Source organism: Kineobactrum salinum (assembly GCF_010669285.1).
Lineage (GTDB): Bacteria > Pseudomonadota > Gammaproteobacteria > Pseudomonadales > Halieaceae > Kineobactrum > Kineobactrum salinum.
Genome location: NZ_CP048711.1, coordinates 2,342,810 through 2,366,106 on the forward strand (window position 1 = coordinate 2,342,810; position 23,297 = coordinate 2,366,106).

A 23,297-nucleotide genomic window follows, 5' to 3' on the forward strand; every position below is an offset into this window, starting at 1 on the left:
AGAAGCTGATCCTGCATAGATTTCCCTTCTCTCTCGTGACAGTACAGCACGATCAGACTATCACCATCGTTGCTTTAGCACACCACTCTCGGCTTCCAGATTATTGGCACGGCCGGCTCAACCCATAACGCCCGCCTTTGGGGCAGGCAAAATAAGCGCAGCGTTTTTGGCTGTCCCAGCCCCGCAGGGGCGACAACAGGCGCTTGTTAACTGCTGATTTCAATACGTCCAAAAGTGCCTCCGCCCTTAATAAATTCTTTTTCTAATTTTAGCCAATCTTCTTCTGAGTTGAGGTTTTTGAAAAAGCCAGGATCTTTGCAGCGTTTTTCCTTCAAGAATTCATCCCATGGGCTAATATAGATTTTTTCTGGCATTTCCATAATCTGAAAAGATAAGTCCCTGAAACTTCGAATCCCCCTCTGCACCTCGAAGTATTCCCACTGAGCCCGAAATGCTGCCATTACTAGTGTGATGGTCACGAGGACAAGCGAGCAAATAATAGTACAATTTATTTTATCGCTGTAGTTACCAATATGAGATGCGAATATCTCGACAATAGCCCACAGACCAAATAGCGCGAAGACATACAGAAATAAATTGAATGGGGTGAACCCCGATTGATCAGAAGCAAGCCAAAATGCTTCTAGTGATTCGCACCCTGTCGTTACTACCGTGTGGATTTCCGTATATTGGAACAGGAAAAAGAATATTACTAGCAACGATACTAGTAAAAACGAATTGCTTGACTCCCTATTTTGGTGGATTCTCATGGCTCCACAAGGCAGTTAACGCTCAAAACAGCGGCGCATTCATGCGTCCGCCTGCTTTTTATTGTTATGGAGCTGAGCAGAGGACGGAAAAGAGACCAAACAGGCGGAGCGCCAGCGGAGCCCGGACTGGATGCTAGCCTCTACGGAAAAGGACGCTGATGTTGATGATGCCGCTGCTTCCATTGCTGGCCTCTGTGAAGGTGGCATAATGCTCCGGCCACCACCTCCGGTTTATTGAAATCTCCAGATCTTCAGCCTGGTTTCCCGGCATTGCTCCGAACGGCTGAACGAACGGTAATGCCTGACCCGATTATGCCACCTCAGCCCGCTGCAGGGGAACTCGAAAAGCCCACGGGGCCGACAACTCAGAAATGGTCGGACGAACGGAGCTGCCCTGACCTGAATATTCCTCCATTGCCTGATGCTGGAGAACAAGAACAACCCACAGGGCATAATTGCTTGCCGGAGCCCATGGAACCAGCTTCATAACGCCAGCCATCAGCCGCGCGAGGTACGAGCGTCGGCTGCATGGCTTTGTTCAGCATGATGGGTAATTTCATCTGCTATCCGAGGCAGCAAGGCTTTTGGAAGACAGTGCCCAAGACCATCAACTTCAACCAGGCGACCGTTCGGCAACAAATCCGCAATGTGCTTGCCGTGGGGTGGCGGATTGAGAGGGTCCTCAGAGCCCTGAATCACCAAGGCCGGAACGCTCACCTTGCCCAGCTCCCTCCCTCTGGATAGAGGTACTGGCGATGCCATCGCGTGATTTCCGGGCTGTACCCAAGTTCCGGCATGATCTATACATCGTTGCTCACGGAGCCGAAAATCAGCCGCATCAAACTCGAGCTTTTCTCCTGAAAGGAGACCCCATTCTTTTACGCGACGATCAAGTTCTTCCTCCATACTCTCTGAGGGCGTTGCTCGCGCAGAGAGCGCTTCAAGCACCTCCTTGTTTGGAAGGGGCAAACCATCCGGTGAACTTTCTCCTGAAAAGGCCCGTCCGATATTGCCGACGAAGTCCACATCGAGTGCTGCTCCACACATGAGGGTCAAACTGTAGAGCCGATCCGAATGATCAAGCGCAAGCACTTGGCCTAACGTCGCGCCTATCGATAAGCCAACAACATGGGCCTTGCCCACTTCCCACGCGTCGAGAATTAATACCGCATCGGACGCCAGATCCTCCACGGTATAGGGGGCATCATCAAACCCAATAAAGGTAGAGCGTCCAGTATCACGATGATCATACCGAATCACGCGATATCCCTTGGACACGAGCAGTTCAACGAATTCATCCGGCCACATCAAAGCTGATGCATTCGCACCTGAAACCAATAGTATGACGTCCCGTCCGTCCGAGCCGACAGAATGACTCCAAAGTGACCTGCCATCCACGGGGACAAATTTCTCTGGCACCAAAACCTCCTGATATATTTCCACTCGTGGCTGCTGAACGCCCTGGCTTTGCGGCGTGCCGGAGCGCCAGCGAAGGTGCGTCCGCCAACAGCCACTGGTTATGTGATCTTAGCCTACTCTGGCAGGCCCTCGAACTCTGGCACGTCACCAATCGCCGCGTCCCAAGCCGCTCTGCTCGATGTGAAGATGTGCGCAGTTGGCAATACAGAGACTTCAGTATCCAAACACCCTGCGGGAACAACGAGCAGGTCTGTAAGTTGGGTGCTTGGTAATGCTGAACCACACGACCTACAGAAGCTTTTGTTGTGGCGAGTATCTGGAAGCGTAAAGGAAGTCACAGCATCTACACCCGCCAGCCAGGTCAGTTTAGCTGACTGCGAAAATAAATTTGCCGCATGAGCAGATCCCGTATCTTTTTGGCAATACTCACAATGGCACAGGTAAAAGCTGTCGAAGTCACCATGGACCTCAAATCTCACTGTGCCACACAGGCAAGAACCAACATGCTTAGTCATAGGATTCCCATCCATGGCCTGCAGGTGACGCACACATAACGCCGCGCACACCGGCGCGAGCTTGCGAGCGTCCGACAGCCGAAGGCTGTGTAGTGCTGCGCTTGGTTATGGATTCCTTGCCTCATTTACTCGCTCCCAAGTGCGGTTTTAATAGATAGCATTTGTTCTGCAACAGCTAATTTACGCTTCTTTGCTTGGGGGAGCCCCATAAATTCAACTTCAAAGGTTCCTAGCAAGGCTGCAATTGGCTCAGGATCGTCATTCGCTATGACCGCCCAAAGATGCGAGGAACATATGCTTCATACTCGTCACGAGGCCAGTCACTATTCGATATTCCTATTGGGTCCCATGATAACGTAAAATATTTTTCGCACATTTGAAGAGGCGGTGGCCTCCCGAGTTGATACGATTGAGTTGCGAAGCTTAATCCCACAACAACGGAGAACCACCACCATGAGCAACAATAGCGAGAACAAGAGCTTGGGTAAAGTCGTTCAGATCAACGAGGCAAAGATACAGGATCACCTCGGTGAACTGGTCCGTGGCACGGTTGAGGAGACGCTGAATGCGATGCTGGATGCCGAGGCAGATGCTATGTGCGGGGCCCAGCGTTACGAACGCAGCCCTGATCGCATAGATACCCGCGCCGGTCACTATGAGCGCAAATTCCACGCCAAGGCCGGCGAAGTCACCCTGAAGATGCCCAAGCTGCGCAAGCAGACCTTCGAGACCGCCATCATTGAACGATATAAGCGCCGCGAGACCTCAATTGAAGAGGCCCTGATGGAGATGTACCTGGCCGGCGTTTCCGTCCGCCGGGTCGAGGATATCACCGAGGCCCTGTGGGGAACCCGCGTCAGCTCCGGCACCGTCAGCAAGCTGAACAAGAAGGTCTACAAGCATATTGAGACCTGGCGGAATCGTCCTATCCGGGGCGAGTATCCCTACGTCTACCTGGATGGTATCGTCTTGAAGCGAAGCTGGGCCGGCGAGGTGCGCAACGTTTCCGTATTGGTCGCTGTCGGCGTCGACCAGGAGGGGTATCGGCATATTCTCGGCGTTCAGGAAGGGCACAAGGAAGACAAATCCGGCTGGGGCAGCTTCCTGGAGCATTTGAAATCGCGAGGCTTGAAGGGTATCAGAATGATCATTTCTGATGCCTGCATGGGCTTGAGTGAATCCGCTGCCGAGTATTTCCCAGAGGCGGATTGGCAGCGCTGTACAGTCCATTTTTATCGCAACGTGTTCAGCCATGTGCCCAGGGCGAAGATGGCCCTGGTTTCCGCTATGCTCAAGGCTATCCATGCCCAGGAGAGCCGCGAGGCGGCACAGGATAAAGCGATGAAGGTTGTCGAGGAACTCAGAACCATGCGGCTACAGAAGGCTGCTGATTTGGTGGAGCGCTGCATCGACGAGACCTTCGCCTTCTACAGCTACCCACAGACCCACTGGCTGAAGATTCGTACCAATAACCCGCTGGAGCGGATCATGCGAGAAATTCGGCGCCGTACCCGGGTTGTCGGCGCGTTCCCTGATGGCGAGTCCGCTGTGATGTTGGTAGGGGCGAGGCTCCGCCACATCGCGAGCACCAAATGGGGAACCCGTAAGTACATGTCGATGGACTGGTTACGGCAGCAGGATATAGAGGCTCATCAATCAGCTTGAAGGTCATCGCCTCGAAAAAAGTGCGAAAAAATATTTACACTACCGTCCCATTTGTAGAAGACAATTTCATCTATACGCTTGTACAACGCTTTTTGTTCCGGCGTTAGCTTTCGGCCCATTCAATCCACCAGATATCCATAACGCCAAGCTCACCGGAACATTTTACGGAGAGCGTTTTTGTGAAAAAATGAAGCGTAGCGGAATGCACAAAAATGAGCGTAGTAAAATGTTTCCGCGTGCAGCTTCTTGTTAGGCATTTATTTCACGCCGAGATTAATTTTCAAAGTATCTCTATGCTGCAGAAAATCCGCCCACGACCATGATGGATTGTCCATCATGTCTCTGATAACACACGAAGCATAATATTGTAATTCTTTGAATAGGCTAGAAAGTTCTTCGTGAGGACCAACAAGATCAGGCAGATACCTACCTTGGTGTACGACAAGTGTTCGATAGCCTATTTCATTACCATTGCCATCGTTGAGTGATGTAAGAGCTCGAAACCTATCTAATAGCGAATGATATTTGGTTTTGTCTTTGGCAATATGGCAGGCCAAATCACCTTTTACTTTTTTCCAAGTTTGATATTCATTTGGGCTTGCCAGAAATTCCAGCAGCCCCATCACCCGCATGAACTTTACAGTGCTATTTGGTGCGATCATGGCGTCAGTTAGCAACATGAGCGCTTGATGGGCATATGATGCAAGTTCACCGTACTCAGGCTTAAGGATTGGATGGTATGGGTAACGATCAATCTCTAGGCCAATGCCTTTAACGACTTGAGTTGACTCAACAGCTGAACCTGCAATTAAAAAGCTTTTAGCCATATGCTTATCATAAACGAGAACACCTAGATAATCACTTGAACCTTCCCATGAGCCAATAGTGCCGGGAATGGTGTCAGGTAGATCTAAACGACATAACTCAAAACGAATCATATCCCACTACTGTCCGGTTAACTAAGTCCATGATTCACGTAACTGTATGAATAGGCTAATTTTTTCGCCAAATATTTGTGGTGTCGACTTGAGCGCGACTGCGCTTTCAGGTGACCTTCCGGGAATCTATTCCCAGAGGACTCCCCATGTACACCGGCAAAACTCTGTTTGCGCAGTTGATGGACTTCCTGCCATGGACTACGTTCACGCGAATCGTCGATCGGTATGCAGGAAATCGTCGTGTACGCACGCTGCCGTGCACCGAACATTTTCGTGTGCTGGCATTTGCGCAACTGACCTACCGGGAAAGCCTGCGCGATATAGAAGCGTGTCTTTCGGCGCAATCGGCCAAGCTCTACCACATGGGCATTCGTTCGCCGATCAAGCGCTCTACGCTGGCCGATGCCAACGAGCGGAGAGACTGGAGAATCTACGCCGAGTTTGCGCAACGGCTGATTGCACAGGCCCGCAAGCTCTACGCCGAAGAAGACCTGGGGCTCGATCTGTCGAACACGGTTTACGCGCTCGACTCGACAACCATCGACCTCTGCCTTTCGCTGTTTCCGTGGGCACCATTTCGAAGCACCAAGGCAGCGGTCAAAATGCACACGCTGCTGGACCTGCGCGGAAATATCCCGAGTTTTATACATGTTTCCGACGGCAAGATGCACGATGTCAACGTGCTCGACCTGCTGATTCCGGAGCCGGCAGCAATCTACGTAATGGATCGTGCTTACCTCGATTTCGAACGGCTCTTTGGGTTGCACGACGCCGGAGCGTTCTTTGTCACCCGCGCCAAATCGAATACCGACCTGCGGCGGATCTACTCTGCTCCGAGCGACCGGACGCAGGGCATTATCTGCGATCAGACGGTGGCGCTGTCGGGATTCTACAGCCACAAACATTATCCCCACCATCTGCGTCGGATTCGCTTCAAAGATCCAGAGACAGAGAAAACACTCATTTTCCTGACCAACTTGTTCGGTCCTCCACCAATAACCATCTGCGAGCTGTACAAGGCCCGCTGGCAAGTCGAGTTATTTTTCAAATGGATCAAGCAACATCTCCGGATCAAGAAGTTCTACGGCACATCGGAGAACGCGGTGAAGGTGCAAATCTGGACCGCTGTGTCGGTATATGTGCTCGTCGCTATCATCAAAAAGCGCCTCGATTTGCAGCCTTCGCTCTACACTCTATTACAGGTATTTTCCATCACCCTGTTCGAAAATATCCCTTTAAACAAGGACTTTCTCGACACCAAACAGATCCTGGAGGATGACATGATTTCTAACCAACTGAATTTGTTCCATAATTAACCGGACAGTAGTGATCATATCCATTGCTTTCTCGGCGATAAATGACAGCTTTTTAATTAAATCAACATCATCCTGATGATGTTGATTTAAAAACTTCTCCATATCAATGGAAACTGGAAAGACCACTGTTGGGTGATTTTTTAAAACATCCAAATCAAATTTTGTGAGCGATGTCGTAGCCCGTCTGAGCATTTGGTTTCCATATTGAGGATCAACTTCACCGTTTAACTTATAATCACAGAGTTCTCCAAAGGTTTCATTTTGTATTGGGTTTAACGACTCAAGATCTAAAGCCCCGGCCTCAAAGAATACGAACTCATCAATCTCAAAATTGTGCTCAAGAAGTGCCCTAGAGAATGGCATTATTGCTATTTGTTCAACTTCATTGAGGACTTCTTTTAACATGCGCACCTCAGATGCCTAACGCTTCAAGCAGGGGCCCGCGTTAGCGGGTCCCGGCGCGAAGCGCCCTTGCTGCCTTGACGTGTTAGGAGGCGTACGCATCGAGCCTGCTTACCATAGTAAGCGCAATATCAATGTAAGCCTCTATCGGACGCCCCTCTAAATCAAAATCCTCGTGGTGAGCAGCCATATTCCTTAAGCGTCGTAGCTCTCTCAACTCGTTCGTCTCATTCTTATTCAGAACTTTCTTCTCCAGCAGCCTTAGCGGCTGGGCAGGACCACGTAGCATTTTTTCATCCAATTCGGGAAATGCTCGCACTGCGGCTCTAGCTGCTGAGGTTTCAACCTTGATCCAGGCCTCCATTACCGCTGCTCGCGGTGATATCTCAGCGATCTTTAAGAGCTCTAGGTACTGCTCATTCGGCTCGGCCTCATAGACGGCACCTTCTATAGCCGGCTGCTCAATTCTTTCTAGTCTTTCGATCGCCTCGGAAAACTCCAGTTCAGTGTCTTTGTGTTTGAACCGGACCAATCGTGGTAGCAGAGATCCAATGCGCTCTTGAAAAGTCCAGAGGAACACACAGACCACTCCAGGCCAGGCGAGTGAATCCACAAGACTAGCGATGAATTCTAGGAAGTTCATTAAGACTCCTAACGTCTCCATCAGCCGACGCGTCAGCGGTCGGCTGCATTGATTTGTTAGCCCAGCGAAGCACATGCTGGAGCTCTATATCTATAGATGCAGGTACGCTTTCAAGGTATTCAACTTCCATGCGTATTTGCTCGCCCTTATTTTGAAATAACGAATACCAGTGTTTAGGGTCGACTCCGTACGGTATTTCGCAATTAATATCGAACTCACCCGTTTTGGAGTTCAGTATTGGTGGTCCTAGCAGGTTACCTTTTGTTGCTAGATTAAGCTCATGTGAAGCCTTATTGAGAAAATCACGAAAGTCAGACCACCAGGGATCAGTTTTTTCTCGAAACTTCTGCTGAGCGTGGAGGTAATCTCCCAGCCGCTGGGCATAGTTCTTAAGAGTTTTACCCACCGGAGTATAATAAAAGACAGCTAAAAGGTTACCACCGTCGTGGTCATAAATACTGACTTTTACGACGTTATCACCGGTTTTGAAGGCTTTTTCAATCGACTTACCAAGCCTTGCAATTTGCCACCCTTTTTTCAGCCTCTGAGAGATGTGCTTCTGGACTTCGAGATACTCTTTCATCCTAGATTCAATTCCGCACCTCAATTCGAACGAAGCATAGAAGAGCGATTCAGGCTTTCCGTCCTCTAGAAGCCGAAAGGCTCTGAAAAGGTAATCTTTCGCTGAGGTTCCATATTGCATCTTTAGTCTCTATTTTTGATTGGCTAACGATTCAATAACCGGTGCGCTTTAAGCGCGTCCGGCGCCGGAGGCGCGTAGTTAATTGCCTGGTTATTGTAGCGCTGGGAAAGCTTACCCGACCACCACGTTGCCAGAACGAAAGCGGAGGCTTTAGCCAAAAGGATGCACCGAGGACGAAGCTGCTTGGCGCTTCCACACTGACCACATTGAACACGGGCACCTTCAGAAACGAAGCCGCGTTTCCGCGGAAACGTTTTTCGGTTATAGATGGCACCAGGAACAGAAGCACTGAGATATAAGCCGGGTGAGGCTCCCGAGACCGGAATCTCTGATCGTAGTGGCCGAATTCTTGTGAACTCCATCTCTCGATTCCTTGCTGGATGCGCTCAATAACGCCGCGTTAACCGGCGGTCTGCGGCGAAGCCGCGATTAGGCTGTCCGGCGCCGTCAGGCGCGTAGTTCAACGCCTGGTTATGAGTGTTCTTAGCCCGAAACAACGCCGGCTCCTGAAAAATAGTACCCAAGCAGGAAAAATATAAGAACGGAAACAACAGAAACAATTACGTTCTTACTACTACGACTAAATCGAGAAAACGCTGATGTTTTGTAAACTACAAGGCTAATCACAACGTAAGAGCCAACCAATAGCAAAACAAAGAGAATCAGATTCCCCGTCATACTTTCTATTGCGCCCTTGGTGGATTCACTCATCTTCAGAGCTCTCGGAAACACTCATAGCGCTCAGCGCAACGGGGAGCCACGGAATGGCGAGTCCGGCGGCCACAGGCCGCGTGTTGCCGCTGCTTGTTATAGGTCATGGCAGCACGAACCACCCGAGGATACCGAGTAACAAAACTGCCAAGGCACCTGCAAGTACACGCCCCCTATTGTTTAGGAGCCCAAGGCCAACTAAAAAGCAGGCGATCGCTGGCCCGCCGTACAAAGAATGATACGATGGATGCGGAACTGCAATTACTCCCGCCAGTCCGACCCAAATTATCTTAGGAATGGACCCAGCCAGAAATAGCCACCCCGCTAACTTTCGGGAGGGGAACGAGGAGGAGGTATGGCGCTTTTGAAGCTCTCCGATTCTCATTCGAATGACCTATAACGCCGCGCATCACCGGCAGCAAAAAGCGGAGCGAGGAACGAGCGGCGCTTTTTGATGTCCGCGTGCATGCGATTGTTGGGCTTTCGTGCCCCTCAATAAAGTCATCCTACGTCCCACCAGTTTGGGCATCTGCTACTCAGAAAGCTTTATCGGGGTGACGAACCCAGGAGGTTTGACAGCGAGCACGGAACATTGCAATTGTTCGAGAATCGTTTCTGCAGTGTTGCCGATGAACAATCCAGCGATGCCTGTCCGGGCCACTGTTCCCATCACCACCAGATCGGTTTGCAACTGCTTTGCCATTTCCGGTATGACCGTGGAGGCCGCGCCGCGACGCAAATTAAATTGAGGCAAAAGATAATCGTAAGCCTCTTTGCCTATTTGGTCTCTTAGCTGATCTCGAAGGCGATTGAAGGCACTTTCATGACGGGAACGTTCACTTTCCACGTATGCCATGCCGGCTTCATCAGGATTGTCGGCCCATGACCGCACTGTCATTTCGGCCGGGGCATCCCAGACGTGAACCAAATGCAAAGACGCCAAATCAGACAACGCGAGCGAACTGGCAAGTTCAAGAATCTGTTGATTAAGGCTCTGCTGTACTGTGTCGGGCAGGTTGTCCAGGTTGAAGTCGACGGCCGCCAGAATGCGCTTGTAATTCGGTTTGTCATCCGGACGTGTCAACCATACCGGACAGGGGCACTTGCGGAGTATATGCATGTCGCCGCTGCCAAATAACCGTTCGATGAACCCAGGGTTCTCAGCAGGCTTTATCAGCAAGTCATACTTGTTGCGCGAAACGGCACGGATGACTTCCAGAAACATTTGACCAACAAGAACCTCGACCTGGATACGCCCGTGTCGCTGGTAGGGCGTGACCAGGGACTCCAGCTCCGCGCGGCGCCTACTCACCGCATCTGATTGTAATTGCGTGGAGATCGGGCCGCCGGGTGGCATGCTAATCCCTGCCGAGATGACCGGCACCACATCGACGACCGTCAAATCTGCCTGACTGCTCTCCGCCAGCGAAACTGCCCGCGCGAGTTCTTGCTCGTGCGCAATGGCATCCTGTGCAACATATAGAATATTCTTGAACTGATTCATAACGTTCACCCTATCTACGTGCGCCATCAACACACCTGTCGATGGCTACCTTTTTACTGTTCACGCTCATTTTCAAGTACGGGCTTGTACCCCCAGTCCCGAACGCCCTGGATTACTTGGTCAATATCTGCAGAGGGCACCTCAAGTATCTCCAGCGCTGTTGCGCCAAGGCGCAAGCTCGCCTCGATGGTTTCCGGAAAGGCATGAACCGCGCCGGCTGCAAGTAGCTGCGCACTCGTTTCGAGATCCCGTGCCCGCGCGACGACCGGAACCTGCGGACAAGACCTGCGTAAATACGAAAGCGCTCTCAATGCCGTGGTGCTGCCATCGGCGGTAATGACAATCAGTGAGGCGCGCTCTACATGAATGGCGGCCAGCAATGCCGGATCCGAGATATCACCAAAATAAACAGAATGACCATCTCTTCTTCCCTGCGCGACCTGTTTCGCGTCGGTATCAAAAGCCACAAACGGAATGCCGCTTGAATGCAGTAGTACAGCGATGGCATGGCCGACGCGCCCATAACCACCAATCACAACCTGTTTTTGAGGCTTATCGAGTAACTCGGGTCTGTCTGGCGTCTCAACAGGCGGGGTACGGACCAGCCAGGACGCAATGGCACCACTAAAGTGGATCAGAACGGCACCGACTATCATCGAGAGCAACACCGAGGTTATCGCAATCTGCCCTAGTTGCATTTCGAGTACGTTGGCATCCAACGCGATGGCAATGAGGGCCAAGCCGAATTCACCACCCACGCTCAATAACAAGCCTGTACGCAATGCCACCAGGATATCAACCCCGGTCTTGCGCACCATTGCGGCGACAATCAGCGTCTTACTCCCCAGAATGACTAGCGCGCCTAGTAGAGCCCAGTGCCAAATCGGAAATATCGCGGTTGGGTCGAAGCGCATGCCGATGCCGATAAAGAACAAACCAAGCAGGACATCACGGAACGGGCGTATGCTCGACTCCACCTGATGTCGGAACTCCGTTTCTCCCAGCATCATTCCGGCGAGAAATCCCCCGAATGCCAGGGATAATCCGAGGCTGCTTGTGCTCCATGCCGCGAGCAGGGCGAGCAGAAGTACGGCGAGCGTGAATATCTCAAGCGACCGACGCTTTGAAATAAGATGGAGCAGTGGGCGCAGCAACCAGCGTCCGACAATGAACACCAACGCGACCGCGAATACGGCTTTGGCAAGTGCCCAACCCAGAGTTTCGGCCAGTACACCCGCAGCGACGGACGTGCCCAGCACTGGGATGATCACAAGAAAAGGAACGGCGGTGACGTCCTGAAATACCGACATCGCCAGACCAAGACGGCCGTGCTGGGTGTTCTCCTCGCCGCGCTCGTTCAGGAGGCTCGCAATGATCGTGGTCGACGATTGGGCGAACACTGCGCCGAACACGAACGCAACCGCGATAGAAAGTCCCGTAAGCCACACTATGATGCCAACGAGCAAGGTGGTAAAGACGACCTGCCCTGTCCCCAAACCAAAAACGTGATGCCGTAACACTTGCAATTGCGGCAGGGAAAAATTAAGCCCAATCGTAAACAGCAAGAAGACAACACCGAATTCGGCGAGCGTTTGTAATTCCGGTATCGAGACTATTGGACCCAGCGTGTGTGGCCCGACGATCACGCCCACCAGTAGATACCCCAGACTGGTCGGGACATGTAGCCGCTGAAATGTAACCACGACGGCTATCGCCAAGGTCAAGAGCAAGAGGATCTGTTCGAGATGGTCCATCATAGTTAACGTTACCGTGAAAGCCTAACAGCCTGTTAAAGAGGTCTGCCGACCTCATAACAATTCTTAGAAGGTATACCTTTTCGGCTCGACCAGTGATTGCCGTGCATCTGTAACCCTCTCTATTCCTAGAAAAAATCCATCCGGGATGCTCTACTTTGTCGAATAAAAAGGTTTCCAGGGTCCTGGTCCCCGAAATAAAAAGGTATGAATTGCCATTGGCATCTCAAGGACGCGGCAAGCACAGACAGCCGTTATTCTCGACGCGCCCAAACAAGCCATAGTCGGACTAGCCTATCAGCGGCACGCCCTCCCACGGCAGGCCGGCCTCGTCCTTGGCCGACAGCCTGGGGCGGGTTCCCGCGAGCAGCGGCCACTCGATCCCCACCGCGGGGTCGTCCCAGGCGAGGGATATCTCGCTGGCCGGATGATAATAGTCGGTGCACTTGTACTGGAAGTCGGCATAGTCAGACAGCACGTAAAAGCCGTGAGCGAAACCCGGCGGTATCCACAGCATCCGGTGGTCGACCGCGTTCAGTTCCACGCCGTACCATTGCCCCAGGGTGGGTGAGTCGCGGCGCAGATCGACCACCGCATCGAACACTGCGCCGGCAGTTACCCGCACCAGCTTGCCTTGGGGCTTTTCAGTCTGGTAGTGCATGCCCCGCAGTATGCCCTGGGCCGAACGGCTGTGATTGTCCTGGACGAAGTTCAGGTCGAAACCGGCGTCGCGAAAGGTCTGTTCATTCCAGCTCTCCAGGAAAAACCCGCGCTCGTCGCCAAATACACGGGGCTGTAACAGGAACACTCCCGTCAGTGGCGTGTTTTCAAATATCATGACCGAGAACTCCGTCTTGCTCCAGTAGTTGCTTCAGGTACAGCCCGTAACCGCTCTTCTCCAGCGGCGCGGCCAGCGCCAGCAATTGTTCGGCGTCGATGTAGCCCATGCGGTAGGCGACTTCCTCGGGACAGGCGATCTTAAGGCCCTGGCGCTCCTCCACTACGCGGATGAAATTGGCGGCATCGAGCAGCGAGTTGTGGGTGCCGGTGTCCAGCCAGGCGGTGCCGCGGCTCATGACTTCCACATGCAGGTCACCGCGCTGCAGATAGGCCTTGTTGACGTCAGTGATCTCCAGTTCGCCCCGATGGGAGGGACGGATGTGTCTGGCGATATCGATGACATCGTTGTCGTAGAAATACAGACCGGTGACGGCATAGCGGGATTTGGGCCTGGCCGGCTTTTCCTCGATGTCGCTGGCTACACCGCTGCTGTCGAAACTGACCACGCCATAGCGCTCGGGATCCTGTACATAATAGGCGAACACAGAGGCACCCTGCTGCCGCTGCGCCGCCTTGCGCAAACTGGCGGTGAAACCGCCGCCATAGAATATGTTGTCACCCAGTACCAGCGCTGCGGGTGAGCTGCCGATGAACGCCTCCCCCAGCAGGAAGGCCTGAGCCAGGCCGTCGGGACTTGGCTGAACTGCATAGTTTATGTTGAGGCCCCAGCGTCCGCCGTCTCCGAGCAGCTCGGTGAACGCGGCCTGGTCGCGGGGGTGGTAATAACCAGGATGTCGCGGATACCCGCCAGCATGAGCGTCGCCAGAGGGTAGTAGATCATCGGCTTGTCGTACACCGGCATCAACTGCTTGCTGACTGTGCTGGTCAACGGGTGGAGGCGGGTTCCGGACCCGCCGGCGAGAATAATGCCTTTGTAGCTGGTTGCCGTCATCTGCTACTCCTGGCCAACAGAGTGGGTAAATGAGGCGATTATACGTGAACTGGCGGTCAGCGGGAGCGGTTTCAGAATGATTCCGTCATACTGGCTTTTCTGGCATATTGACTGCTAGAATCCTGGCAAGCGCTGTGCCAGCCGGTCGCAGCGCAGCCCCGGCCCTGTTTCCCGAGGTTGACGTTCAAGGGGACACCGTCATAAGGTATCTTGATACAGTAGGCCGTGAGTCGCGGGTCCAGCTGCGCGCCGAGGCGTCGCCGCCTGTCCCGGTCCCGTTGGCCGACCCGCCCCTGCGCATTGCGCTGCTGGGTTATCGCAGCAATCCGCATTCCGGCGGCCAGGGCGTCTATCTGAATTATCTCAGCAAAGCCCTGGTCGAGGCCGGGCATCGTGTCGATGTCATTTCCGGGCCGCCCTACCCGGTCCTGGACGCCCGAGTGCGGTTGGTCCGGCTGCCAAGCCTGGATCTGTACGAAAATGGTCTGCGGTCGCTGCGAGTGCATCACCTCAGCTCGCTGGGTAATCTCATCGAATGGGGCAGCAAACTGACGGGCGGTTTTGCTGAACCCTATACGTTTGGCCGGCGGGCGGTGAAATATCTGCGCCGCTATCGGCATGACTATGATGTTATCCACGACAACCAGAGTCTCAGCCATGGCATGCTGCAATTGCAGCGGATGGGCCTGCCCCTGCTCACGACGGTGCACCACCCCATCACCAATGATCTGCGCATTGCGCTGGGCTCGGCGCGGTCATGGCAACAGCGTCTGATGATCCGGCGCTGGCACTCTTTTCTGCGGATGCAAAAAACGGTGATCAAACAGTTGCGGCATGTGGTGACGGTCTCGGACTGCTCGCGCCAGGATATCGCCCGCGATTTCGGCCTGCAGCCGGCGGGCATCGAGCTGGTGCACAACGGCATCGATACCGAGGAATTTCGCCCCCTACCCGCGGTGGTCCGCAAACCGTACCGGTTGATGGCGACCGCCTCGGCGGACGCGCCCCTCAAAGGCTTGCGCTACCTGCTGCTGGCCCATGCCTCGCTGCTGCGGCACTATCCGGATCTGGAATTGTTGGTGGTCGGCAGGCTTCAACCCGGCGGCAAGACCGAGCGACTGATCGCGCGCCTGGGGATCGCCGGAAGTGTCCGCTTTGTCAGCGGCATCAGTACCGCAGAGATGGTCCGCTACTATGCGGAGGCCTGCATCGCGGTGGTGCCCTCGGTCTATGAAGGGTTTGGCCTGCCCGCCGGCGAAGCCATGGCCTGTGGGGTACCGGTGGTATCCACGAATGGCGGAGCCTTGCCGGAGGTCGTCGGGGATGCCGGCGTCATCGTGCCGACACGCGATGCCGAGGCCCTGGCCGGGGCTGTCGCGGCCTTGCTGGAGGACCCGGCCCGCCGCGCCCGGCTCGCTGTCACCGGCCGCAGGCGCATTCTCGAGCATTTCAACTGGCGGGTTTGCGCGCAGGCCATGGAAGCCTGCTATCGCAAGGTCATTGCCGATGCAGACTGTTGATTTTATGCACTTGCCGCTGCGGTCGGACGATCGGGTGCTGGATCTGGGTTGCGGTGAGGGGCGCCATGCCATCGCTGCCTATGCCGTTGCCGATGTACACGCTGTCGGGGTGGACCTGGCCTGTCAGGACCTGCTGACCACCCGCGACCGCTTCCGGGAATTTGCCGAGCCGGACAATCCCCGCAAGCGATTCGATCTCGCCGCGGCATCGGCACTGGCGCTGCCGTTTGCCGATGCCAGTTTCGACCGGGTAATCTGTTCCGAGGTGCTGGAGCATATTGATGATTATCACGGTGTGTTGCTGGAGATACGGCGGGTGCTGAAGCCCGCGGGCACATTGTGTGTCAGTGTGCCGCGCCGCTGGCCCGAACGCCTGTGCTGGGCCCTCAGCGAGGAGTATCACCTGGTGCCAGGGGGGCATGTGCGAATATTCCATGAGCGGCGCCTGTGGACTGAAATCGAGCGCCTGGGCTTCTTCTGTTATCACCGACACGGCGCCCATGCTCTGCACAGTCCCTACTGGTGGTTGCAATGCCTGTTCTGGCGCAATCGTCAGCGCAATCCCCTGGTCCGGTATTACCATCGATTGCTGGTCTGGGACATGATGCGCCGGCCGCTGCTGACCAGGACCCTGGAGCGCTGGCTGAATCCGCTGCTGGGTAAAAGTGTGGTCGCCTATTTCAGCAAGGAGAGTTGCGCGTGAGCGGCCTGTACCTGGGTCGCGGCCTGTTTCCACAGGAATTTCTGCGTGCCACGGTCGATTTCCTGCTGGCGACCCAGCGCCCGAGCGGCGAGATTCCCTGGTTCGAGGGGGCTACACAGACCCCTGGGACCATGTCGAGGCAGCCATGGGCCTGTCGACCGGCGGTGAGCATGCCGCAGCAGCGCGGGCCTATCGCTGGCTGGCTCGATTGCAGCTGGAGGACGGCAGTTGGTGGGCCTCCTATCGCGGTGACACGGTGAACAACAATCAGCGCCGTGAAAGCAACTTTGTGGCCTATGTGGCCACCGGTGTATGGCACCATTTCCTGGTCACCGGCGACCTCCAATTCCTGCGCGAGATGTGGCCGGTGGTGCAGCGGGCGGTGGGCTTCGTGCTGCGCCTGCAGGGGCCGCAGGGCGAGATCGACTGGGCCGTGGATGCCCGTGGCGAGTCCATGGGCGATGCCCTGGTGACCGGCTGCAGCTCAATTTTCAAGAGCCTGGAGTGCGCCTGCAATATCGCGGTGTGCATGGGAGAGCCCCGCCCCGCCTGGTCGCAGGCGAGGGCGGAGCTCGGTGTGGCGCTGCGCTCACGTCCCGGGCGTTTCGACCGCAGTTGGGAGAGCAAGGCGCGCTTTTCAATGGACTGGTTCTATCCGGTGCTGGCCGGGGTGTACAGCGCGGCTCCGGCGCGCGCCAGGCTGGCGGCCCGCTGGGGCGAATTCGTGCAGCAGGGGCTGGGCTGTCGCTGTGTAGCCGATGAGCCCTGGGTGACTGTGGCCGAATCCTGCGAATTGGCAATGGCGCTGCTGGCGGCGGGCGATCACGCCAGGGCGGTGGAACTCTACAGCTGGCTGCACCAGTGGCGCAGCGAGGACGGGGCTTATTGGACCGGCTACCAGTTTGTGGAGGACCTGCTGTGGCCCGAGGAGAAGCCGACCTGGACAGCCGCTGCAATTCTGTTGGCCGCGGATGCCCTGACCGGACATACCGGTGCTGCCGAGCTGTTTACCAGGGTGCAATTGCTGGACGGCAGCAGCACCTTCCAGCGTCGTCTTCAGGACCAGTGACGCGGCGGGACTGCGCTACAGCCGTCGCAGCCCCGCCAGGCTGCCCACCTGCCCGATCAGTGTGAACAGCCCTGACTGTAACGCCAGTCTGTAGATTGCCCGCGGCGCCTGGCCGCCCTCCCCGGCATCGGCGTAGACATCGTGAATGGCCAGAATGCCATCGCGCTGTATATGTCCTGACCAGCTGCGGTAATCGTCCAGCGCGGTGTCCAGGCTGTGGCCGCCGTCGATGAACAGCATGGCCAGAGGCGTATGCCAGTGACGGGCCGCCGCTGTCGAACTGGCGACGATAGGTACCACTACCTCATTCAGGCCGGCGTTGGCGATATTGCGGCGGAACTCGCGAAAGCTGTCCATTGAACCCAGCTCGTCGTCATAGAGTTCGGGGTCGTGAAAGATTTCCCCGGACTGGTGCTCCTCGGAGCCGCGATGATGATCCAGGGCAAAGACGGTGCTGTTGTACTCGCGGGCGGCCAGGCCCAGACAGATGGTGGACTTGCCACAGTAGCTGCCGATCTCCAGTACCGGCCCGTGGCGGCAGGCAGCGAGGGCCCAGCGGTACAGGGTCTGCGCCTCGGCGGGATCCAGAAAGCCCTTGATCAGTTCGAATTGGGGGGGCAAACCGGGGATCATGCCGTGCCAGCCCGCCCGGGGGCGCGCTCAGGGCGTGCCGGTGGCGGTGGGTGGCGGCGGCTCCTGCAGCGCCTCATTGAGGTCGTAGACGTCCTCGGGACTCAGCAGGCCGGCAGCCTCTTTCAGGCGCAGTGAGTTGATAATATAGTCATAGCGGCTGTTGGCGTAATCCCGTTGGGCCGCGAACAGGGTATTTTGCGCGTTCAACACATCGACCACGTTGCGGGTGCCGACTTCATATCCGGCCTGGGTGGCATCCAGCGCGCTCCTGGAAGAGACAATGGCCTGGGCCCGGGCAGCTACCCGGGAAACATCACTGACGACGGTCATGTGCAGCGAGCGGGCATCGGTGATCGTATTGCGGGTCAGGTTGATGCGGTTTTCCCGGGCGACATTGAATTCCTCGGCCGCGCGCCGGCGATTCGAGCTTACGGCCCCGCCGCTGTAGAGCGGGATATGAAGCCTGATCCGCCAGCTGCTGTCCTCCAGTTCCTGGTTCGGGGAGGTGTCGAAGCCGGTTGTCGGTCTGCGCGTCAGGGTGCCGTCGGTGTCGTAGTCATTGTAGTTGTAGGTCCCGGTGATGCGGGGAGCATGTTCCATTTTGTTGGCCCTGGCGGTCTGCCTGGCGACCTCTTCTGCGTGCCGTGCTGCCTGCAGATTGAAGTTGTTCTCCAGCGCAAAATCGACCCAGGCGGCGCGGTCAGCAGGCTGCGGCAGCTGCGCGCTGAAGTCTTCCTTGAGCAGGTGGACGCTGCCGTGATCCTTGCCGGTCAGCACTGACAGCCGCTCCAGTGCGACTGACACATTGTTCTCATCGGTGATGCGATTGACTTCGGCCAGGTCGCGTGCGGCCTGCGCTTCGTAGACGTCGGTGACAGCGATCAGGCCCACCTCGAAGCGCTGCTGTGTCTGCTCCAGCTGGCGATTGAAGGCGCGCTCCTGGGCACGTGATGCCTCCAGATTGTCCTGCGCCCGCAGTACCGCCAGATAGGCTTCCACTACCCGCAGGATCAGGTCCTGCTGATTGGCGGCGAAGGTCGCCTCCGCCTGTTTGGTGAACTCCTTGCCGGACTGGAAACTGAACCAGGCAGGCAGGTCGAACAGGGGCTGGCTCAGTGTGATCTGGTAGCCCTTTTCGGTGGTATCGGTATCGGTGTGGGTCTCCAGTGTCGTGACACCGTCGCCACCGCCAGCGTCATCTCCGAAGGTAAAACTCTCGCCAACCACTGTCTGGTCGGTTTCGGTATAGTCGTAGTTGGCCTCCAGCTGTGGCAGCAGGCCGGAGCGCTGCAAGCGTTCGGTTTCCAGGTTGGCGCGGTACTGGGCTTCGTCTGCCTTGAGTTGGGCGTCATTGGCCAGCGCCTGTTCGTAAATGTCTCTCAGGGATTCTGCGCGGGCGGACAATGCGACCAGCGCAAGTGTCAGCGCCAGTACTGCGCCTGCGATCCTTCTCATCAACCCTTCCTCCGTGGTTCATCCATCTTCAGGGTCTGGGAGTTTAGCAGCCTGTGCCTTTTCGCGCATGCCCAAAGCTCCGGGGAAAAGGTGTAAATTGCGGCGGTTTCTGTCATCGTAAGTGCTACACTCCAGATTCGCTGGTGCCCTGGGCCGCAATTGTCGCCCAGGCACCGGATTTTATTCAGGAAAGACGGGGAACAGTGGTGCAGCGGGTAAACAAACAACCGTTCAAGATAGACCTGGTGCGCCTGCACGCGCTGTGTGAGGCGAACTATGTTCGCCTGTTGCGTCTGTTTCCGGACTATGAACAGGGCAATACACGCGAATTTTCTGTGGGTACTGCAAAGGTCAGGCTGGAGGTGTTGGAGCGCAGTCGCTACACGACCTTCTTCCGCCTGCACCAGAGCCACGCCGAGGATCGCTGGCTCGGCCACCTGGTGGTGGATGTGCGGGCCTACCACGATGCCGGGATGCTGGAAGTGGGCGCATTTCAGTCGCACCGGCAGATACAGGCGCGCTACCATTATCCCAACAGCCGGATGTTCCAGCAGGACGAGAAGCTGCAACAAAACCAGTTCCTGGCCGACTGGCTGGAACATTGCCGGGCCAATGGCCGTGCCTCCATTCCGGCTGGATTCAGCCGTTCATCGTTCTGAGGCCGCTCCGGCAGCGCTGCCATGAGTGAGTTTCGCCATCTGCGCCATCATGCCGGAGCCAGCGGTGACACTGTGCACCTGCTGCAGCTCACCGATACCCACCTGGAGCGGGAGTTCGGCGGCAAGCTGCTGGGCATGGATACCGATCACTCCCTGCAGGCTGTGATCAGTCAGGCCGCCCGGGAGCGGCCGCAGGTGGATGCCCTGCTGGGGACCGGTGACATGTCCAATCACGGTTCGCTGGAGGCCTACCGGCGCCTCAAATCCTACTTCGCCCAGCTCTGCGGACAACAGTTCTGGCTGCCCGGCAACCACGACGACCGCAGCCTGATGGCACTTGTGGACGACGCCGGTGTGTTGCTCTCCAATGATATCCGTATCGGTGCCTGGCAGCTGGTGCTGCTGGACTCGCAGATCCCGGGACGGGTGGGTGGCAGGCTGGGTCCGGGCCAGCTGGCCCTGCTGCGCGCGGCGCTGGATGAGGGAGCGGCGGCGGGACTGTACAGCCTGGTCTGTCTGCACCACCAGCCCGTCGCTATTGGCTCTCGCTGGCTGGATCGGCAGATGGTGGCTGATGCTGACGAGTTCTTTGCCACATTGGCGGGCTATCCCCGGGTGAGAGGTATCCTGTGGGGCCATATTCACCAGCAGGTGGATCGGGAGTGGCAGGGGCGTCGGCTGATGGCATCGCCCTCAACCTGTGTCCAGTTTGCGCCCGGCAGCGACAACTTCAAGGCCGATGCTGCGGCACCGGGCTATCGCTGGCTGGAGCTGCACAGTGATGGCCGCATCGACAGCGGCATCTCGCGAGTGGAAGATCAGCATTTCGAGGTCGATCTGGAGTCGGGCGGCTACCTGTAGGCGCTTCTGGAACAAGTCCTGAAGGCCGGGCCCGGGGTGGACAGCGGACCGCCGCTTTTTGGCACCGAATGTCGCAGCCCGTTTTGCCTGATGTACAATGTCTGCTGCCCTTTCAACACCATTTTTTGGGAAGTCACCCGCAGTAATGAGTCAATACACCTCCGAAGATATTGAAGTCCTCACCGGCCTGGAGCCGGTCCGCAAGCGTCCCGGCATGTATACCGACACCACCCGGCCCAATCATCTGGCCCAGGAAGTGATCGACAATAGCGTCGATGAGGCTCTCGCCGGCCATGCCAGCCGCATCGATGTGATCCTGCACCGGGACGGCTCCATTACCGTGAGCGACGACGGCCGAGGCATGCCGGTGGACATGCACCCCGGCCAGGGAAAACCCGGGGTGGAGGTCATTCTCGGCACCCTGCATGCCGGCGGCAAGTTCTCCAACAAGAGCTACCAGTTTTCCGGTGGCCTGCACGGGGTCGGTGTGTCCGTGGTCAATGCCCTGTCCAACGCGCTTGAAATCACCATCCGCCGGGACGGCAATGTTCACAGGATGACCTTCGCCGGCGGTGAGAAGACCAGCGAGCTGGCGGTGATCGACAGTTGTGGCAAGCGCAACACCGGAACCGCGATTTGCTTCACTCCTGATCCGCAATATTTTGACTCCGTGAACTTCTCGGTGCCACGGCTGCAACATGTGCTGCGCGCCAAGGCCGTACTGTGCCCCGGCTTGCGGGTGACCTTCCGCGATGAAAAAAGGGACGAGACCGACGAGTGGTACTACGAGGACGGCCTCACGGACTATCTGATGGACGCCACCATCGACTTCCCCTGCGTACCGGAGCAACCCTTTGTGGGCAGCTTCAGCGGCAGCAGTGCGGCGGTGGACTGGGCCCTGCAGTGGCTGCCTGAAGGTGGTGATGTTATAGCCGAATCCTACGTCAACCTGATTCCCACCGCCCAGGGTGGGACTCATGTCAACGGTCTGCGCACCGGCCTGCTGGACGCGATGCGCGAATTCTGTGAATTGCGCAACCTGTTGCCGCGGGGCGTGCGCCTGGCACCGGACGATATCTGGGACCGCTGCTGCCATGTATTGTCGGTGAAACTGGAGGATCCCCAGTTCTCCGGCCAGACCAAGGAGCGGCTGTCCTCGCGCGAGGCGGCAGCCTTTGTTTCAGGCGTTGCGAAGGATGCCTTCAGTCTCTGGCTGAATCAGCATACCGGTGAAGCCGAGCGTATCGCCGAGCTTTGTATCAACAGCGCCCAGAACCGGCTGCGCAGTGCGCGCAAGGTGACCCGCAAGAAAGTGACGGCGGGCCCCGCGCTGCCCGGCAAGCTGGCTGACTGTTCAGGTGAGGACCCGGCCCGCGGTGAGCTGTTTCTGGTGGAAGGCGATTCCGCCGGGGGCTCTGCCAAACAGGCGCGCAACCGTGAATTCCAGGCGATACTGCCATTGCGCGGCAAGATCCTGAACACCTGGGAAGTGGATTCCCAGGAGATCCTTGCCTCCCAGGAAGTGCACAATATCTCCATTGCGCTGGGCATGGATCCGGCCAGCGAGGATCTCTCCGGCCTGCGCTACCACAAGGTGTGTATTCTGGCCGACGCGGACTCCGATGGCCTGCATATCGCGACTCTGATCTGCGCGCTTTTTGTGCGTCACTTCCGCCCGCTGGTGGCGGCCGGGCATGTCTATGTCGCGATGCCTCCGCTGTATCGTATCGACATCGGCAAGGAGGTCTACTACGCGCTGGACGAAAGCGAGAAGCAGGGGGTGCTGGACCGCATTGAGGCGGAGAAGAAAAAAGGCAAGATCAATGTTCAGCGCTTCAAGGGCCTGGGGGAAATGAACCCACTGCAGCTGCGTGAAACCACGATGGACCCGGATACCCGCCGGCTGGTCCGGCTGGTGCTGGATGCCGGCGACGACACCAACGGCATGCTTGACATGCTACTGGCGAAAAAGCGGGCGCCGGACCGCAAGGCCTGGTTGGAGAGCAAGGGGGATATGGCGGACATAGCGGTAATATAGGCCGGTGTCCCGTTCAGGTGGCGCCTCAGGGACTGCGGAGGCGTCACCGAATTGAACAGAGCCAGGCTGAATACTAGTGCTTAAGTATCACATACAAGGCATGAATAATGCCGGGAACAAAACCCAGCAGGGTAAGCAGTATGTTCAGCCAGAAATGCCCTTTCAGGCCCACTTCCAGAAACACACCCAGCGGGGGCAGCAAAATGGCAAACAGAATCTTGATGGGATCGGTGGCAGTGACGGCCATGATGGCTCCTCGGGAGTAAGAGTGTTGAATAGAGCCTAGC

Annotated in this window: 20 protein-coding genes and 2 pseudogenes; 8 read left to right on the forward strand and 14 right to left on the reverse strand. The window is 56.4% G+C overall.

Features of this window, described 5'->3' with window-relative positions; translation table 11 throughout:
- Positions 1–206: 206 nt before the first annotated feature.
- The 3 genes from G3T16_RS10170 to G3T16_RS10180 all read right to left on the reverse strand — a co-directional run bounded on the left by G3T16_RS10170 (position 207) and on the right by G3T16_RS10180 (position 2,719).
- The gene (locus tag G3T16_RS10170) at positions 207–380 is read right to left on the reverse strand and encodes a hypothetical protein (RefSeq protein ID WP_163495125.1); all 174 of its coding nucleotides are present in this window, start codon (positions 378–380) and stop codon (positions 207–209) included.
- An 888-nt stretch (positions 381–1,268) separates the two neighbouring features.
- Entirely contained in the window at positions 1,269–2,189 is a 921-nt protein-coding gene (locus G3T16_RS10175; RefSeq protein ID WP_197911634.1) for an alpha/beta fold hydrolase, read from the reverse strand.
- A 113-nt stretch (positions 2,190–2,302) separates the two neighbouring features.
- A complete protein-coding gene (locus tag G3T16_RS10180; protein WP_332102891.1) occupies positions 2,303–2,719 on the reverse strand; it encodes a GFA family protein in 417 nt (138 codons plus the stop codon).
- A gap of 438 nt (positions 2,720–3,157) precedes the next feature.
- On the opposite strand from G3T16_RS10180, the gene G3T16_RS10185 reads away from it, so the two are divergent.
- The gene (locus tag G3T16_RS10185; protein ID WP_163495127.1) at positions 3,158–4,369 is read left to right on the forward strand and encodes an IS256 family transposase; all 1,212 of its coding nucleotides are present in this window, start codon (positions 3,158–3,160) and stop codon (positions 4,367–4,369) included.
- A gap of 257 nt (positions 4,370–4,626) precedes the next feature.
- On the opposite strand, the gene G3T16_RS10190 is transcribed toward G3T16_RS10185, so the two are convergent.
- Positions 4,627–5,307 (reverse strand): hypothetical protein, encoded by a 681-nt coding sequence (locus G3T16_RS10190; RefSeq protein ID WP_163495128.1) that lies wholly within the window; start codon positions 5,305–5,307, stop codon positions 4,627–4,629.
- A 146-nt stretch (positions 5,308–5,453) separates the two neighbouring features.
- On the opposite strand from G3T16_RS10190, the gene G3T16_RS10195 reads away from it, so the two are divergent.
- Positions 5,454–6,623: an IS4 family transposase gene (locus tag G3T16_RS10195; protein WP_163494389.1), complete on the forward strand. Its 1,170-nt coding sequence runs from the start codon at positions 5,454–5,456 to the stop codon at positions 6,621–6,623.
- On the opposite strand, the gene G3T16_RS10200 is transcribed toward G3T16_RS10195, so the two are convergent.
- The 7 genes and pseudogenes from G3T16_RS10200 to rfbA form a co-directional block, all read right to left on the reverse strand.
- Entirely contained in the window at positions 6,543–7,028 is a 486-nt protein-coding gene (locus G3T16_RS10200; RefSeq protein WP_163495129.1) for a hypothetical protein, read from the reverse strand. The two genes, G3T16_RS10195 and G3T16_RS10200, sit on opposite strands and share 81 nt — an antisense overlap.
- Positions 7,029–7,110: 82 nt before the next feature.
- A complete protein-coding gene (locus tag G3T16_RS10205; RefSeq protein WP_163495130.1) occupies positions 7,111–7,668 on the reverse strand; it encodes a hypothetical protein in 558 nt (185 codons plus the stop codon).
- Positions 7,643–8,251, reverse strand: a complete 609-nt coding sequence (locus G3T16_RS10210) for a hypothetical protein (protein ID WP_163495131.1) — start codon at positions 8,249–8,251, stop codon at positions 7,643–7,645. The genes G3T16_RS10205 and G3T16_RS10210 overlap by 26 nt, the downstream gene beginning before the upstream one ends.
- A gap of 1,363 nt (positions 8,252–9,614) precedes the next feature.
- A complete protein-coding gene (locus G3T16_RS10215) occupies positions 9,615–10,586 on the reverse strand; it encodes a universal stress protein (RefSeq protein WP_163495132.1) in 972 nt (323 codons plus the stop codon).
- 53 nt (positions 10,587–10,639) lie between these two features.
- Positions 10,640–12,343: a cation:proton antiporter gene (locus tag G3T16_RS10220; protein ID WP_163495133.1), complete on the reverse strand. Its 1,704-nt coding sequence runs from the start codon at positions 12,341–12,343 to the stop codon at positions 10,640–10,642.
- 286 nt (positions 12,344–12,629) lie between these two features.
- Complete coding sequence (gene rfbC, locus G3T16_RS10225; RefSeq protein WP_163495134.1) at positions 12,630–13,178, reverse strand: dTDP-4-dehydrorhamnose 3,5-epimerase; 549 nt, start codon at positions 13,176–13,178, stop codon at positions 12,630–12,632.
- Positions 13,168–14,072, reverse strand: a pseudogene (rfbA, locus tag G3T16_RS10230) (glucose-1-phosphate thymidylyltransferase RfbA). Before rfbA ends, rfbC begins: the two are co-directional and overlap by 11 nt.
- A gap of 242 nt (positions 14,073–14,314) precedes the next feature.
- On the opposite strand from rfbA, the gene G3T16_RS10235 reads away from it, so the two are divergent.
- The 3 genes and pseudogenes from G3T16_RS10235 to G3T16_RS10245 all read left to right on the forward strand — a co-directional run bounded on the left by G3T16_RS10235 (position 14,315) and on the right by G3T16_RS10245 (position 17,364).
- Positions 14,315–15,592: a glycosyltransferase family 4 protein gene (locus G3T16_RS10235; protein ID WP_163497048.1), complete on the forward strand. Its 1,278-nt coding sequence runs from the start codon at positions 14,315–14,317 to the stop codon at positions 15,590–15,592.
- Positions 15,579–16,295 (forward strand): class I SAM-dependent methyltransferase, encoded by a 717-nt coding sequence (locus G3T16_RS10240; protein ID WP_163495135.1) that lies wholly within the window; start codon positions 15,579–15,581, stop codon positions 16,293–16,295. The genes G3T16_RS10235 and G3T16_RS10240 overlap by 14 nt, the downstream gene beginning before the upstream one ends.
- Positions 16,292–17,364 (forward strand): annotated as a pseudogene (locus G3T16_RS10245) (prenyltransferase). Before G3T16_RS10240 ends, G3T16_RS10245 begins: the two are co-directional and overlap by 4 nt.
- 15 nt (positions 17,365–17,379) lie before the next feature.
- On the opposite strand, the gene G3T16_RS10250 reads toward G3T16_RS10245, so the two are convergent.
- Together G3T16_RS10250 and G3T16_RS10255 are read right to left on the reverse strand one after the other, a co-directional pair.
- Positions 17,380–17,985 carry a class I SAM-dependent methyltransferase gene (locus G3T16_RS10250; RefSeq protein WP_332102817.1) on the reverse strand — a complete coding sequence of 202 codons (606 nt, stop codon included), beginning with the start codon at positions 17,983–17,985 and terminating at the stop codon, positions 17,380–17,382.
- Positions 17,986–18,024: 39 nt separating this feature from the next.
- Entirely contained in the window at positions 18,025–19,452 is a 1,428-nt protein-coding gene (locus G3T16_RS10255) for a TolC family outer membrane protein (RefSeq protein WP_163495137.1), read from the reverse strand.
- Positions 19,453–19,595: 143 nt separating this feature from the next.
- On the opposite strand from G3T16_RS10255, the gene G3T16_RS10260 reads away from it, so the two are divergent.
- From G3T16_RS10260 to parE, 3 genes are all read left to right on the forward strand, one after another.
- Entirely contained in the window at positions 19,596–20,111 is a 516-nt protein-coding gene (locus G3T16_RS10260; protein ID WP_232059034.1) for a DUF1249 domain-containing protein, read from the forward strand.
- A gap of 21 nt (positions 20,112–20,132) precedes the next feature.
- Positions 20,133–20,972 (forward strand): 3',5'-cyclic-AMP phosphodiesterase, encoded by an 840-nt coding sequence (gene cpdA / locus G3T16_RS10265; protein WP_163495138.1) that lies wholly within the window; start codon positions 20,133–20,135, stop codon positions 20,970–20,972.
- A gap of 145 nt (positions 20,973–21,117) precedes the next feature.
- Positions 21,118–23,010: a DNA topoisomerase IV subunit B gene (gene parE, locus G3T16_RS10270; RefSeq protein ID WP_163495139.1), complete on the forward strand. Its 1,893-nt coding sequence runs from the start codon at positions 21,118–21,120 to the stop codon at positions 23,008–23,010.
- A 73-nt stretch (positions 23,011–23,083) separates the two neighbouring features.
- Here the strand turns inward: parE and G3T16_RS10275 are convergent, their stop codons facing one another.
- The gene (locus tag G3T16_RS10275; RefSeq protein WP_163495140.1) at positions 23,084–23,257 is read right to left on the reverse strand and encodes a YqaE/Pmp3 family membrane protein; all 174 of its coding nucleotides are present in this window, start codon (positions 23,255–23,257) and stop codon (positions 23,084–23,086) included.
- Between the last annotated feature and the right edge of the window lie 40 nt (positions 23,258–23,297).